Genomic DNA, 13,650 nt, shown 5'->3' with positions numbered 1-13,650 from the left:
AAGACGAGGACTCGTCCCAGATTAATCGGTTTTCACCCCCCTCAACAGAGGTGAATCGAAATTCAATCTAAAGTCTTACGCGTAAAACGTACACCGAGGAGAGGGTTAACTCAGTTTTAATGGATAACCCCTGCTATCTATGGGTTTGTTCCGGTAGCTCATTCCTTGAACCAACCGCGAGTATAGAACCACGCCATGAGCCCCCCGGCCACGCTCAGCATCACGGCCCAGGCGAATCCATAGCCCCAGGGCCAGGCGAGTTCCGGCATGTAGTGGAAGTTCATCCCGTAAACACCGGCGATGAAGCTCAGGGGGATGAAGACCGTGGCGATGATCGTCAGTGTTTTCATCACTTCGTTGGCTCGCTGGCTGGTCAGCGCGAAGTGGAAGTCACGCATATCCGAGCATATCTGCCGGTAGGCATCGATCGCATCGAGCAACTGCGAGGTGTGGTCGTCGGCGTCGCGGAGGAAGACGGTCGTATTGTCGGAATATCGCGTAAAGCGTGCCCCCATCATATTGCGAATCGCTTCCCGGTGAGGAAGCAAGTTGCGGCGTATGGTTAACAGGTCGCTACTAATTTTCTGGATCTGGGGAATGATGTCGTGCGTGTACCCAGCGGCCAGAGGATCGTCGAGCACGTCCAGCCGGTCACCAAACGATTCGACCACGGGAAAATAGTGGTCGATCACCGAGTCCATCAGGGCATACGAGAGGTAATCAGAATTCATCTGTCGAATGCGACCAATGCGATTTCGCAGACGCTCGCGGACCGGCTCTAAACGATCGTGGCCGCTGGCTTCCTCGACACTCAGCAGAAAGTTATCGCCAACGACCATGCTCAGTTGCTGCGTATCGAGATGGGGATGAATTTCCACCATCCGTACGACAATAAAAGCATAGTCGCCATATTCTTCGGCCTTGGCCCGTTGATGGGGATGCAGGATGTCTTCGTAGACCAGCGGATGCAGATCGAACATATCGGCCAACTGCCGCAGCTGCGCCGTGTTGCCCAGCCCGTGGATGTGAATCCATGTCACGTCATAGCTGCCCAGGTAATCGCGTGCCTCTTCGACACTATCGATCTCGGTTTCCTCGAAATCATCCGGGCCGAACGCCAGGACATGGATGCGGCTGGCGACTTCCTCTTCCGGCTTCGATGCCGTCCCCGGTGCAGAACCAGGCGGCGTGCGGCGTTCGAAAGGACGTCTCAGGAACTGCAGATCTATCGGTAATTTCATTACGGCGAGGCATCCTGCACGGCTTGGAGCAACTTCGAGACAACATCCGGCTTCTCGACCGCCAGGTTCACAACCGGATCAGGCGTTTCGTGAATGTTGTATAGCTCGATGTTTTGTGGCTTTCCCTTTTGCATCTGCACGATCAACCGGTACTGGTCATCACGAATACTGATTTGATTGCTTCGCCAATAACTGACCGCGACGTCGCGAGCCTTCTCGTCCGTTCCCTGCACGACCGATGCCAGGCTCACGCCGTCCAGCGGGTGCTGTGTCTGTTTGAACTTCGGATCGCACAGCTGCATAAGGGTCGGATAAATATCTAGCGTTTCGGCCAGGGCCGTGGTCATCGTTCCCTTGTCGGTCACGCCAGGCACTTTAATCAACAGCGGGCTGTTGAGTGCCCGTTCGTGCGAAGCGTGTTTGCCCCACAGGGCGCTTTCCCCCAAATGCCAACCATGATCTCCCCATACGACGACAATCGTGGAGTCCTCCAGCCCAGTCTCCTTGAGCGCTGCCAGCACCTTGCCGATTTGCCGATCGGTATAGCGAACGCACGCCAGATACGCTTTGCGAGCGGTGATCTGATCTTCTTTCGCCAGCGGATTGGTCTTGGGGTAGTCTGTTTTGTACTTGTAGAACTCGCCCGATGAATGCCAATAAGCCGTATCAGGCTTAGTGCCGTGCGGTGCCGGGGCGATGTCCATCGCGTCGACCGCTTCCCAGTCCTGCTTCGTTGCCACGAAAGGAAGATGCGGCTTGAAGAACCCTAGCCCCATAAAGAAACGCTCTTTGCTCTTGCCATAGGCCTTCAGCTTTTCGATCGCTGTCTCGGCCATCATGCCGTCAGGAAGTTCGTTGTCCTTTTCGGCGGTGAACTCCATCAGGTCCGAGTGTCCTTGGCCGTCTTCGCGGTGCTTGCCATCGGCATAAGCGAAGAAGATTCCCCAGCCACGCTTCCAGGGTCCATAGGGGGTTGCCAGGTCATCCCAGGCATGCGGCAGTTCGTCGCGGCCGTCTCCCTGCCCGTTGTAGGCGTACACCTTACCGTCGGCTGTGTGCGATACCTTACCAATCAGCGTCGTGTGATAACCGCTGCGGCGGAAGAGTTCCGGTAGCGACTGAGCCCCCGGCAACTGCTGCTGAGAAAGAGCTGTCTTGCCGGTGTACAGCGCTTCGTTCCCCAGCGCGCCAGTCTTGCCGGGGCTGCGTCCGGTAAGCAGTGCGAATCGCGAAGCACCACACGTGGGGACCTGGACGAAATGATTGCGAAAGACGGTCGAATGTTTCGCCAGTTCATCCAGCGAAGGGCTGACCGTAGGGCTGCGACCATAACACCCCAGCTCAGGCCGCAAATCATCCACGGCGATCAATAGCACGTTGTAGTTGTTCTCGGCCGCGGCGCTGGCCACCCACACGCTGGACATTAAGAGGGCAAAAATTCCGATCCGAGACATCGCAAACTCACAATCAGACAAAGGATAGGAGAGCCTTCATAGGTAATCGATCTGGTGCCACGAAACAAGGTTACGAAGCTTCTGGGCCTAGTCTATCAGCCTTGGTTACAGTACCCTTAACCGAAGAGAACGTAAGGGTTTGCTGGAGCTTTTTCCCACACTTGGAACCTGCCAGGGCAGCCCGCTTTCTGGGATGGTGGCACGTGGCAACGGACTGGGCCAAATCGAACGAAACCGGCGATCTGTCGGGCAAGCGAGTCGCGATTGTCGGCAAACTCGCCGGTATGACGCGGCGCGAGGTCTTTACGGCCCTGCGCGAGGCGGATGCCACCCCCAGCGATAAAATCGACGAGCGGGTCGATGTCATCGTCTTCGGCGAGAACGATCTGACCGGCCTGGGAGATCAGGGCATCTCGCCGGAGCTGCAGGAAAAAGCAGCCGCTGGCGATCTGAAATTTATCAGCGAAACCACCCTCTGGCAGTGGCTCGGGCTGATCGAACCGCATCAAAAGCTACATCGCCTGTATACGCCGGCGATGCTATCGGACCTGTTGGGGGTTTCCAAATCGATCATCCGCCGTTGGCATCGCCGCGGGCTGATCGTTCCGGCCCGCCAGGTTCGCAGCCTGCCGTACTTCGACTACCGAGAGGTCGCCACCGCCAAGCAATTGGCCGCGATGTTGGCTTCGGGCCTGTCGCCCGATCGGATCGAACGTCAGCTATCGGCGATCTCGGAATACCTGCCCGACGTGCAGCGTCCGCTGGTGCAGTTGTCGGTGATGGTCGAAGGTCGCGACATTCTATTGCGACAAGGGGAAGGGCTCGTCGAACCAGGCGGGCAGATGCGTTTCGACTTCGATCGCGACGAAGACTTCTCCGACGAGTTCAACGTAGTCGATCCCGCCAGCTACGAACCCGAAACGGCCGAGCAGTGGGATGCCAGGGCGGCCGACTACGAAGACGACGAGCAACTGGAAGAAGCGATCCGCTGCCTGCGGTCATCGCTGGCAATCGGCGGGGCCAATGCCGAACGATCGTTCCGCCTGGCCGAACTTCTCTACCGGGCAGGGCACCTGCACAACGCGATCGAGCGCTACCACACGGCGATCGAGCTCGACCCCGATATGATCGAAGCCCGGGCCAACCTAGGCTGCGTCCTGGCCGAGTCAGGCCAACTGGTCGAAGCAGTGACCGCGCTGCGGGAAGCGATCGAAGTCTACGACGACTACTGCGACGCCCACTACCACCTGGCCCGCACGCTCGATGAACTCGGCCGCGAGCGCGAAGCGGCTAGTCACTGGCAGAAGTGTTTGGAGCTAAACCCTGATTCCCCGTGGGCGGATGAAGCGTACCAGCGGTTGAATCCGGAAGAAGATTAGTCGGCTTCATTTCATTCCAAACTTCTGCCCTAAACACGGATCGTGCGCGTGGCAGCGTCCAGTTTTGCAGAAACAGTTGTTCGATTCGGTCTTGGCGACGTGCTTCCTCTCGTTGCCGCTGGACGTACTCGATGGTGGGGCGTACTGCTGGCAGCAGCAGAAAGCAAAGCGACACGAGGACCAGTAAATTACGCAGCGAGAATCGCATCGCGATCTTTCCGAATAGGGAAGTCGAACTTCCTTCAGCTTAGCCACGACACGTTCTATTGGCCAGAAATTTGGAGTAGGTGTTCAAGTCCTAAGGCCTGGAAGGCCGGTCCTGAAGGTTGAGAGTTTAGAAGGAACCTTCAGGGCGATGTGATTTATACACCGCTCAAGAAACCCTCACCCTAGCCCTCTCCCTGCGAGGGAGAGGGGACAAGAGCGGATGGCTTATTCGCCTCTCACTAACTTCCCAGGTTCACCTTCAACCCGGTCAGTTGCGATTCCAATGCGTCCGCGCCTTCCTGTGAGGCACCCGTTTGCCAGAGGTACAGATGCTTCAGGTTGGTCAGGTTGGCCAGCACATCGATGCCCTGGTCGGTGACCTTCGTGCCGTAGAGGTTCAAGTACTCCAGCTTCGCGTGTGGCACCAGGTAAATCAGGGCCGCGTCGGTGACGCCCGTCTTGGCCAGGTTCAGTCGCTGAAGGTTCGGCAAGCCGACCAGTTGCTTGATCCCTTCGTCGGTGATGTTGGTTCCGCGAGCGTTGATCTCGACCACGTTCCGTAGCTTGCGAACCAGCGCCAATGCTTCGTCATCGATGGGCTTGTCGCTCAGGTGAAACGAGACGACCTTCTCGTCCGAGTTCTGGGCCAGCACGTTCACGCGACCACCACGAGCCACGATCTGCTTGATCGTTTCCTCTTCGGTCGCGTCGTCGACCGGAGCCAGCGGATGAGCCTTCACGATCTCGATCACCTGCAGCTGCGTCTTGATCGCATCGGCCATTCCTTTGCGAAGCTGCGTCGAGAGCTCGGCCTTGACTTCCTTGCGGATGTCGGCCTTCAGCTTGTCGAGTGCCGCGGCATCGAGCACCAAGCCAGCAGCTGGCTCGGCGGTCGTTTCCGCCGGCATAGGCTCTGGCATGGGCATGGGATCAGGCATCGGTTCTGCCTTGGCGATCTCGGCAGGCAGCTTTCCGGCGGTGATGTTATCGGCGAAGGTCGGAGACTTCTCGTTTTCCTTGTTGACCTTCATGGTCTTCACTTTTTCGAGCGCGGCGACCACTTCTTCGGTGGCTTTGTCCTTTTCCTTCTCCAGGCGTTCTTTGCTGAAGTTGGCTTTGTCTAGCAGTTCGTCCAGGGCTGCGCCGTAAGCGTTGCGTTCCTTCTTACTTTGACCGTCTATGTGGCAGACGTTGCACTTCGACCCGGTAGCGGTGGCTGCGAACTGCTTGGCCGGTTCTTCCTTCGGATCGGCGGGGACGACCTTCTCGTTGAAGACTTCCCAGAAGAATGGGATCGCATGCGCAGGCTGAGCGATGTAGGAGACGCCGACCAGGGCGAAACAAGCGGACAAAACGATTCGGGCAAACATGGGCTTCCTCGTCGTGTGACTTATGCGATGGGATCGATGGTGGAAAGGGCCGCATCCAGGCAGCTTGTCGCTTTCCGAGATTTTGGCAATTTGGGCGAGATATTACGATTCTGGCTCCTAAATCCGCGCGATGCAAGCCGGAGAGCCAATTCAGGGCAAAGTCATAGCAAAACGAAGGATGGTTACGCCGCCGGTGCGAGTTGACCCATGAAGATCTGCCCTGCATGAATCCTTGCCGATGGATCGCCGACAGGGGCATTTGATTGTGTTATAGTGGCCCACGCTCAACGATGATGACCCCTTTACCCAGGCTCACCACTATGAATACGCAAACGCTCAACACCGGTTCTCCCATGCCCATGCTGGGGCTCGGTACTTGGAAGATCGACAAGTCGCAATGTGCCGATGTGATTGTGGCCGCGGCCAAAGCAGGGTACCGCCACTTCGATTGTGCGTGCGACTACGGCAACGAAAAAGAAGTCGGACAAGGCCTCAAGCGAATCATCGACGAAGGAATCGCTACGCGGGACGAACTGTGGATCACCTCCAAACTGTGGAACACCTACCACGCCCAAGAGCACGTTCGACCCGCGTGTGAGAAGACGCTCAGCGATCTGGGTATCGACTATGTCGACTTGTATCTGATTCACTTCCCAATCGCACTGAAGTTCGTTCCTTTTGAAGATCGCTATCCGCCAGAGTGGTTCAACGACCCTTCGGCCGAGAACCCTGGCATGGTGACCGAAGCGGTTCCGGTCCGCGAAACCTGGGAAGCGATGGAGTCGCTGGTCGATGCCGGCCTGGCCAAGAACATTGGCGTGTGCAACTTCGGCGTGTCGCTGATTCGCGACATGCTCTCGTACGCGAAGATTCGTCCGAGCGTGCTGCAGGTCGAACTCCATCCACGTCTAACGCAAGAGAAACTGCTGCGCTGGTGCGCCCAGGAAGAGATCGCCGTCACGGCGTTCTCTTCCTTCGGTCCCAGTTCGTATTTTCAGCTGGGCATGGCCGAGCAAAGCGAGTCGCTGATCGATCACGCGTTGGTTCAATCGATCGCGAAGGAAACTGGCAAGACGCCAGGGCAGGTCCTGCTGCGCTGGGCGGTGCAGCGCGGGACGATTGTGATTCCCAAAGCGAGCAGCGAAAAACATTTACTCGAAAACGCGGCAATATTTGACTTCGATCTGACGAAAGACCAGATGTCCGACCTGTCGGCATTGAATCAGAACCGTCGCTTCAACGATCCCGGGCACTTTTGCGAAGCGGCCTTCAACACCTTCTTTCCCATCTACGAATAGAGAACCATGGGCGGCGAACTGGTACAGCTGAGTCTGATCTTTCTGGGACTGGCCATCGTGATTGTCTTCGCAGGCAATTTCATGGCCAAAGCAGCCGACATTATCGGCGAGAAGTCAGGCATGGGGGCCTCGCTGGCAGGCTTGGTCCTGCTGGCCGCGGCCACTAGCCTGCCAGAGTTCGCGATCAATATTAACGCGGTTCGCCTGCCCGATAGCACGCAAGGAGTCGACCTGACACTGGGGAACGTGCTGGGCAGTTCGCTGTTCAATCTACTGATCCTGGGAATCGTCGACTTGATCTTTCATTCGAAAGCGCGGATGTTCTCGTCGATCTCTTCGGCGCATGCGTTGTCCGCCATGGTCAGCATGGCCCTGACGGCGATCGTGGTGCTGTTTCTGCTGTTGGAACGAGACAGCGTCGGCATTCCGCTTCACTTTTGGCACCTGGGCATTGGGACAATTGTGTGCGGCTTGTTTTATATTTTTTCGGTGCGATTGATCTATCTCGACCAGCATATGGCCGCGAAGCTGGAAGAAGAGAAGCAGAGTCCCGAGGAAGAATCGGCAAAGCAGGGGATGTCGCTGGGGCTGGCCATCGGCATTTACCTGGCAACGACGGTCGTCATTTTCATCGCCGCGGCTTACCTGGCACCGACGGCCGATCGTATCGCCGAGATCACCGGCCTGGGGGGCACGTTCATCGGCAGCACGCTGTTGGCACTTACCACGAGCCTGCCAGAGTTCGTCACGACGATCGTAGCCGTACGTATCGGCGCGGCGGACATGGCGATCGGCAACATCCTGGGAAGCAACACGTTCAACATCGCGATCTTACTGCCGGTGGATGCCGTTTACACCCAAGGTTCATTGCTAGACGACGCCAGCCCGGTGCATGCCATGACCGGCGTGGCCGTGATCCTGCTGACATGCGTCGCCACGATGGGCATTCTATACCGAGCCGAAAAGAAGTACTCGATCATCGAGCCAGACGCGCTGCTGGTTGTTCTAATGAGCCTGATCTCGATCTGGGGCATCTACCAGCTAACCAGACCCACTGGTGAACCTGAGATCAAAGAAGAACCGAAAGTAGAAGAGGTCTCGTACAGAAGTCCCGTAGGGTGCGAGCAGCAAAGCGAATCGCACCAAATGCGGCTTTCATCTTGGATGGAACCAAAATAGTCATCGGTAGTCCAAACAGGACAAAAGCTCGTTCACATCGATAGCTGCACGAACGTCACTGCGTTTGCCTAGGGAATATCGTATGGATTGTGCCGTCCGCTTTGATGCACCCGTCGATTCCCCCGAACATGCGGAACTAAGAGACACGGCTTGGATGGGCGGTAGCCTTTCCGAAGGAATGTATCTCTTGGGGATGCTTGCCGGAAAAAACCTATTTCGACAAACCAGTGAGCAGGTCGTTGAAGACTACGTAAGCGAGTTGCGCGAGTACACAAAACAACACGTGTCTGAGCAAGCCGCCGCGATCTTTTGCAATTCAAGAATAGACTGGGCATTAATCCCGTATCTCAGACTGGCCTATCATCGCAATCCCGATTGGCCGCCGATGAACGTTGAACGTAAACAACGTGAGGAGCGAGCGATGGAGTACTTGCTCTTTCATCTGGATGCGACCGTCGATGATCTCGCAGACCATTTAGGAACGACCGTGAAGCAGGTGCAGCGCCTGACTCTGGTCAAAGAGGCGCTGCAGCAAATTGAACTCTCGCGTTAGAAGGTAATTTCGGTCGCCACGTAGGGGCGCGTTAACGTGTTCGTTTTTCACGACGAAGTGCCAGAATCCAAGGTCCGAACGCGACTACCGCACCCCATATCGCGATGTCTAAGCACAGGCTTTCCCAGCGAAACCAATCCAATTCGCCTACAGTCCACGAGGCAAATTGAAAAGGAAAACCCTGCTGCACCACGAAGCCAACTGGCAATCCCGTTCGAGTTGGCCAGTTGGCAAAGATCGCAAGAACGGCCAGCGCCAGGAACCATCCCACGTAGGCCATTCTTTGGAGTGTCATCTGAAAGATAACCCTCTTACTTCTTCAGCGAATCCGTCCAAGCTTCCAGCATCTGGAACTGCTTCGCAAAATCGTTCTCTTCAGTCCCCAGAGGCGACTTGAAGAAGCACGACAACTGCGTTTGCAGGCCGGTGCATCCTTGGCGGCGGGCCAGGTCGGCGAAGCGGGCCAGGTCGATCACCAGCGGTGCGGCCAGTAGTGAGTCAGCACCTTGCCAGATGAACTGCATGACCATCGGCGTCCCGAGGAAGCCTTGGAAGTGGATATGATCCCAGGCCGTCTTCCAGTCACCCATGCTGTCGATGTTTTCGATGGTGACCAGCGTCTGCGGTGTGTAGCCGAAGATCTTCGAGAGGAGGCGATCTTTGCTGACCGCCTTGGTCTTCTTGTTCTCCGGATCGTCCAGCACCTTGGCGTCCATGTTGCCGAAGATGTTGTGCCCGACCCAACTCATCACCTTGAAGTTACGGTTGGCAAACATCGGGGCCAGCGTGCTCTTGAGGAGCGTTTCGCCTGTTTTGCCGTCGTGCCCCATGTGACAGGTGCTGTTGGTCTTGGCCAGGTCGTCCAGGGCGTCGATCGCGGTGCCCAGCGACGGTGTGAAGTTGATGAACGGGTAACCGAGCTCCAGCGCCATGATGCCGTACAACGAGCTGGCCGGCAGTTTGCAATCGCTCGAAGCAAGCTGTGGTTCGAGCTCTTTCCACGTTTTGGGGAACTGGGCACCATCAACCGAAGGCTCGGTCGAAGAGATGTTCACCACCACCACGTTGTCCAGCTTGTTGGCTTTGGCGAACTGGGTGATATGCCCCTTCAGGCGATCGACCGCTTCGCGAGGCGTTTCCTTAAGGGCCTGCAGCTTGGCGTGGGCGAACTCGGTGATCTTCTTGCCGGCGTTATGCAGGGTGCCGTCATGAATGTTGGCGTCGAGCGCGGTCAGGTCGTCTTTCAGCTTTTCGACCAGGCGGCCATCGATCGCCCGGCTCTCGAAGACCATCTTGTACGCTTCGTCCAGCAGGGTGACGTCGCGAATGTCGTGACCACCGATGACAATGTCATTCCACTGGGCCAGATCCAGGTCCTGAAATTGCTTCAGTTCGCTCACCAGGCCGACCGTTTCGGTCAGCCCCTTCTTCAGCGCGAGCAGTCCAACAATGGTGGTAGTGGCGACGCCGCCTTTAGCGCCAATCAGCCAGATCCCGGTACGCGAGCCTGCCATCGGTAAGTTTCTTTCCAAGTCAAAAGGCGAAAATTCTATTCGTCGCGTCTGCCAACGTGGGCCTGGCTATCGGGTGAGCGTCATCGCCGTGAGGCTCACCGCTTTGCTACGACCAGTTCCGAATTATGGGAGGGAACAAACCAGGCAGGCATCGCGAGGAAGGGTGAAGCTTACCATTATGATCGGTTTGGGCGGGAAATTCACCCCGTTAAAAGGGCGGGTCGCCGAAGAATCCGCCTCATTTTTTCCCAGTTTGGGACTTTTCGGACACGATTGCGAACTATCAGACACGGCAGGCATCTCGTAAAATGAACCCGTTTGTTTGCTTCAGCCCCTTCTTAACAGTGGAAGAGTATGTTCCAGCACGTCGAAACGGCTCCCCCGGATTCCATCCTGGGTCTTAATGAAGCCTTCCGCAACGATCCTAACCCCGAAAAGATCAACCTGAGCGTCGGCGTCTACAAAGACGAACAAGGGGTGACGCCTGTCCTCAAATGCGTCAAGGAAGCGGAAAAGCGCCTGCTGGAAGGGGAGACCACCAAAAGCTACCTGCCGATCGACGGCCGGGCCGGCTACAACAACGCCGTCCGCACCCTCATGTTCGGTAGCGATCATGAAGTAATCACCGCCAAGCGGGCCGTCACCGTGCAAACACCTGGTGGTACCGGTGCCCTGCGCGTTGCTGGCGACTTCATCGCCGACAGTTTCCCCGGCGCAACTCTTTGGCACAGCCAACCTACCTGGCCTAACCACCCCAGTATCTTCACGGCGGCCGGCCTCAAGCTAAAGACGTACCCTTACTTCAACAAGGCCACCAACGGCCTCGATTTCGACGGCATGCTGGGCGCGTTGCAAGGTGCCGGCAAGGGGGACGTCGTTCTGCTGCACGGCTGCTGCCACAACCCGACCGGCATCGACCCGACTCCTGAGCAGTGGAAAGCGATCGCCGACCTGATCCAGGAAAAGCAGCTGCTGCCGCTATTGGACTTCGCCTACCAGGGCTTTGGCGACGGGCTCGTTGAAGACGCAATCGGCCTGCGGGAAGTCGCTCGACCTGGTCAAGAGATGATCATTTGCAGTAGCTTCAGCAAGAACTTCGGCCTGTACAACGAACGCGTCGGTGCCATGACCGCAGTTGCTGCCAACGAAGCCGAAGCCACGGCCGTTCTCAGCCAGCTGAAGAAGGTGATCCGCTCAAACTACTCGAACCCGCCGACGCACGGTGCCGCAGTTGTCGAGACCGTTCTGACCGACGATGGGCTCCGCAAGATGTGGGAAGATGAATTGACCCACATGCGCGACCGCATCAACGGCATTCGCAAGCTGTTTGTCGACAAGATCTCGGCCTGCGGCATCGATCAGGACTTCTCCTTCATCCAGAATCAGAAGGGGATGTTTAGCTTCTCGGGCCTCAATCAGATGCAGGTCGACCAGCTCCGCAGCGACATGAGCATCTATATCGTCGGTTCCGGCCGCATCAACGTCGCCGGCATCAGCGAAGCCAACGTCGACCGCCTGTGCGAAGGCATCAAAAAGGTCACCAGCTAGATCGAAACCGGGGGCCATGCCCACGTCCGCGTGGGCATGCGACCTGTCAGACTCGGTACCAGGGGCTGCCACCCCTGGCTATTAACGGTCGCTCCTTTGGAGCTGGCCTTCCGTTCAAACCGTGGAAGCGTTGAGCACACACATCCCTATCCGCGCCCATCTGCGAAATCCGCGGTTCTTCTTCTCTTGTCAGCGCGTGTACCCGTTCGCCCCCTCACCCTAGCCCTCTCTCCGCAGGGGCGAGGTGACTGGAGAAGAAGAGCTTCACCGCCGTAGGCGCTACTCGGCTTCTTCCTGGTCGGCCAAGCTTTCGTGCAGCGAGACCCACTCGGGGCGATCCTTGTTAAAAGCTTGTAAATATTCGCGACCGGCGTGAATGTAGTACGCTTCGCGCGGGCCGACGGGGTGGCGGCTTTCTCCGGCCGGGTAGAACGTCGTATTGCGGAGATCTGCTACCGCTGTACCCGCCTGACCGTCGCGGCGGGTAGCTGCTATCAGTCGTACGTCCCCAAAGAAGAAGCCCAGCATTGCCGGTTGAGGCGTCTCGTACCCTTCGCTGGCCACGCGCTGCAGCAGTTTACTGGCCAGTTCGTGCTGATTGGCCTGCCACTTATCAGGTTCCAATTCAAATACCTCGGGGTGCTCGGCCTGCCAGCCGGCGAATGCGGCGTAGATGTCTGGCAGCGGCAGGGCCGTCAGGTCGACGGCGAAGCTTTGGGTGACGGGGCCCACAATGCCCACACTTTGAAACGTACCGCCAGGCATGTGATACGCATACTGAATGAGATGACACTCCTGGGCTTCTTCAAACCCTGGCCAACCCAGTGTGCGGCTATCAAGCTGCTCGACTTCGTGCGGTGGCATGCCGAATTGGCTGTCCAACGAAAGCCACGCGGCCAGCTCTCCTTCGACCTTTGCTTTGTCGGTTTGATGTTCGGCAGGGATCTTTGCCAGCAGGTCTAACTCTTCAGCTACAGCCAACACACGTGGGCGACAGACTGGCTCGGCAGCGAGCTCCACAAGCAGCTCTTTCCCTTCTTCATTGCCCAGTTTAGCCAGCGCAATGGCCGCGTCAGCGCGGAGCTTTCGATGCTTTAAGTCTAATGCTGACTTGAGTTTACCTGCGGCCTTGTCGTCGCCGATCAGGGCAAATGCCTCGCAGATGGCTAGGGCAATCGAGGTCGCTTCGGTGACGGCAATCTTGGTGGCGGCGAAGTCCTTGGCTTCCTTGGGTGGCTCTGATTCAAACTTCGAGAGCCGCGCGACCAGACCCGAGAAGAGTTCCCCCAGCGCATCGACACGATCGGCAGCCGGATGCTTGGCGACCATCCCTTGCCGCGTGACATGGTTGGCCAGGTCCAATACCAACGATGCGACCGAGAGATGCGACAACGCTTCGAGCAGTTTTGGAAAAAGTGTCTCCGTCGGAAGATCGTCTTGACGCAAAAGTGGAACAAAAGCGATCGCGGCGGCATTGGAATTCGAAGGTGGCAGTTCAACGACCAACTCGGCGAACAGTTCGAGTGCCGCTTCACTGCCGGTGGCCGACAACAGCGCGAGCAGAAGATGCCCCATGCGATGCGTCGCGCCCCACTTGCGATAGGCGGCCGCGATGCGGTTGAGGTCGTCCGAATCGAGATCGTCCACCTCGCGCAGACGCATCGCCAGCAGGTTCAAAACGCGATCGAGAAAACGCCGTTGGGGCTCGGTGATTTGCGGTGGGATAGACTCTAGAAACCGCAAAATTCCCGAGATTTCCAGCTCATCGGCGCTCAGAATCCATTGCAGAGCTTCCTTGTGAGAGACCAACTTTTCCAGGGTTTGATCTCCTTCCAACCAGCCACTGAGAACGGCATTCAATCGATCCGACATGGGATTCACTTTCGCATAGAACAACGGCGGACAAC

The 13,650-nt window shown here is 57.3% G+C and carries 11 protein-coding genes; 5 read left to right on the top strand and 6 right to left on the bottom strand.

The window, feature by feature from the left end; translation table 11 throughout:
- Window positions 1-158 precede the first annotated feature (158 nt).
- Together corA and C5Y96_RS07830 are read right to left on the bottom strand one after the other, a co-directional pair.
- Window positions 159-1,241: a magnesium/cobalt transporter CorA gene (gene corA, locus C5Y96_RS07835; protein WP_105351664.1), complete on the bottom strand. Its 1,083-nt coding sequence runs from the start codon at window positions 1,239-1,241 to the stop codon at window positions 159-161.
- Entirely contained in the window at window positions 1,241-2,695 is a 1,455-nt protein-coding gene (locus tag C5Y96_RS07830) for a sulfatase (protein WP_105351661.1), read from the bottom strand. The genes corA and C5Y96_RS07830 overlap by 1 nt, the downstream gene beginning before the upstream one ends.
- 203 nt (window positions 2,696-2,898) lie before the next feature.
- Between C5Y96_RS07830 and C5Y96_RS07825 the strand changes: the two genes are divergently transcribed.
- On the top strand, window positions 2,899-4,074 hold the full coding sequence (locus C5Y96_RS07825; protein ID WP_105351658.1) for a tetratricopeptide repeat protein: 1,176 nt from the start codon (window positions 2,899-2,901) through the stop codon (window positions 4,072-4,074).
- A 446-nt stretch (window positions 4,075-4,520) separates the two neighbouring features.
- On the opposite strand, the gene C5Y96_RS07820 is transcribed toward C5Y96_RS07825, so the two are convergent.
- The gene (locus C5Y96_RS07820; RefSeq protein ID WP_105351656.1) at window positions 4,521-5,651 is read right to left on the bottom strand and encodes a hypothetical protein; all 1,131 of its coding nucleotides are present in this window, start codon (window positions 5,649-5,651) and stop codon (window positions 4,521-4,523) included.
- A 320-nt stretch (window positions 5,652-5,971) separates the two neighbouring features.
- Here C5Y96_RS07820 and C5Y96_RS07815 point away from each other — a divergent pair, with 320 nt between their 5' ends.
- The 3 genes from C5Y96_RS07815 to C5Y96_RS07805 all read left to right on the top strand — a co-directional run bounded on the left by C5Y96_RS07815 (window position 5,972) and on the right by C5Y96_RS07805 (window position 8,681).
- The gene (locus C5Y96_RS07815) at window positions 5,972-6,949 is read left to right on the top strand and encodes an aldo/keto reductase (protein ID WP_105351654.1); all 978 of its coding nucleotides are present in this window, start codon (window positions 5,972-5,974) and stop codon (window positions 6,947-6,949) included.
- A gap of 6 nt (window positions 6,950-6,955) precedes the next feature.
- A complete protein-coding gene (locus tag C5Y96_RS07810; protein WP_105351651.1) occupies window positions 6,956-8,128 on the top strand; it encodes a sodium:calcium antiporter in 1,173 nt (390 codons plus the stop codon).
- Window positions 8,129-8,210: 82 nt separating this feature from the next.
- On the top strand, window positions 8,211-8,681 hold the full coding sequence (locus C5Y96_RS07805) for a hypothetical protein (RefSeq protein WP_105351649.1): 471 nt from the start codon (window positions 8,211-8,213) through the stop codon (window positions 8,679-8,681).
- A 31-nt stretch (window positions 8,682-8,712) separates the two neighbouring features.
- On the opposite strand, the gene C5Y96_RS07800 is transcribed toward C5Y96_RS07805, so the two are convergent.
- Both C5Y96_RS07800 and C5Y96_RS07795 read right to left on the bottom strand, forming a co-directional pair.
- On the bottom strand, window positions 8,713-8,976 hold the full coding sequence (locus C5Y96_RS07800) for a hypothetical protein (RefSeq protein WP_146115563.1): 264 nt from the start codon (window positions 8,974-8,976) through the stop codon (window positions 8,713-8,715).
- Between the two features lie 16 nt (window positions 8,977-8,992).
- On the bottom strand, window positions 8,993-10,195 hold the full coding sequence (locus C5Y96_RS07795) for an inositol-3-phosphate synthase (protein WP_105351645.1): 1,203 nt from the start codon (window positions 10,193-10,195) through the stop codon (window positions 8,993-8,995).
- A gap of 354 nt (window positions 10,196-10,549) precedes the next feature.
- On the opposite strand from C5Y96_RS07795, the gene C5Y96_RS07790 reads away from it, so the two are divergent.
- Window positions 10,550-11,743 (top strand): aromatic amino acid transaminase, encoded by a 1,194-nt coding sequence (locus C5Y96_RS07790; protein WP_105351643.1) that lies wholly within the window; start codon window positions 10,550-10,552, stop codon window positions 11,741-11,743.
- A gap of 279 nt (window positions 11,744-12,022) precedes the next feature.
- On the opposite strand, the gene C5Y96_RS07785 is transcribed toward C5Y96_RS07790, so the two are convergent.
- On the bottom strand, window positions 12,023-13,615 hold the full coding sequence (locus C5Y96_RS07785) for a HEAT repeat domain-containing protein (protein ID WP_105351641.1): 1,593 nt from the start codon (window positions 13,613-13,615) through the stop codon (window positions 12,023-12,025).
- Window positions 13,616-13,650: the final 35 nt, after the last annotated feature.

It is taken from the genome of Blastopirellula marina (assembly GCF_002967715.1).
In the GTDB taxonomy this organism is placed as follows: Bacteria; Planctomycetota; Planctomycetia; order Pirellulales; family Pirellulaceae; genus Bremerella; species Bremerella marina_B.
This window is presented reverse-complemented; position numbering and strand designations above follow the sequence as displayed.

Excerpts from the sequence above, each read along its gene's own strand:
- C5Y96_RS07805 (WP_105351649.1), top strand. The coding sequence starts at position 8,211 with ATGGATTGTGCCGTCCGCTTTGATGCACCCGTCGATTCCCCCGAACAT.
- C5Y96_RS07830 (WP_105351661.1), bottom strand. The coding sequence starts at position 2,695 with ATGTCTCGGATCGGAATTTTTGCCCTCTTAATGTCCAGCGTGTGGGTG.
- C5Y96_RS07815 (WP_105351654.1), top strand. The coding sequence starts at position 5,972 with ATGAATACGCAAACGCTCAACACCGGTTCTCCCATGCCCATGCTGGGG.
- C5Y96_RS07795 (WP_105351645.1), bottom strand. The coding sequence starts at position 10,195 with ATGGCAGGCTCGCGTACCGGGATCTGGCTGATTGGCGCTAAAGGCGGC.
- C5Y96_RS07810 (WP_105351651.1), top strand. The coding sequence starts at position 6,956 with ATGGGCGGCGAACTGGTACAGCTGAGTCTGATCTTTCTGGGACTGGCC.
- C5Y96_RS07785 (WP_105351641.1), bottom strand. The coding sequence starts at position 13,615 with ATGTCGGATCGATTGAATGCCGTTCTCAGTGGCTGGTTGGAAGGAGAT.
- C5Y96_RS07790 (WP_105351643.1), top strand. The coding sequence starts at position 10,550 with ATGTTCCAGCACGTCGAAACGGCTCCCCCGGATTCCATCCTGGGTCTT.
- C5Y96_RS07820 (WP_105351656.1), bottom strand. The coding sequence starts at position 5,651 with ATGTTTGCCCGAATCGTTTTGTCCGCTTGTTTCGCCCTGGTCGGCGTC.
- corA (WP_105351664.1), bottom strand. The coding sequence starts at position 1,241 with ATGAAATTACCGATAGATCTGCAGTTCCTGAGACGTCCTTTCGAACGC.
- C5Y96_RS07800 (WP_146115563.1), bottom strand. The coding sequence starts at position 8,976 with ATGACACTCCAAAGAATGGCCTACGTGGGATGGTTCCTGGCGCTGGCC.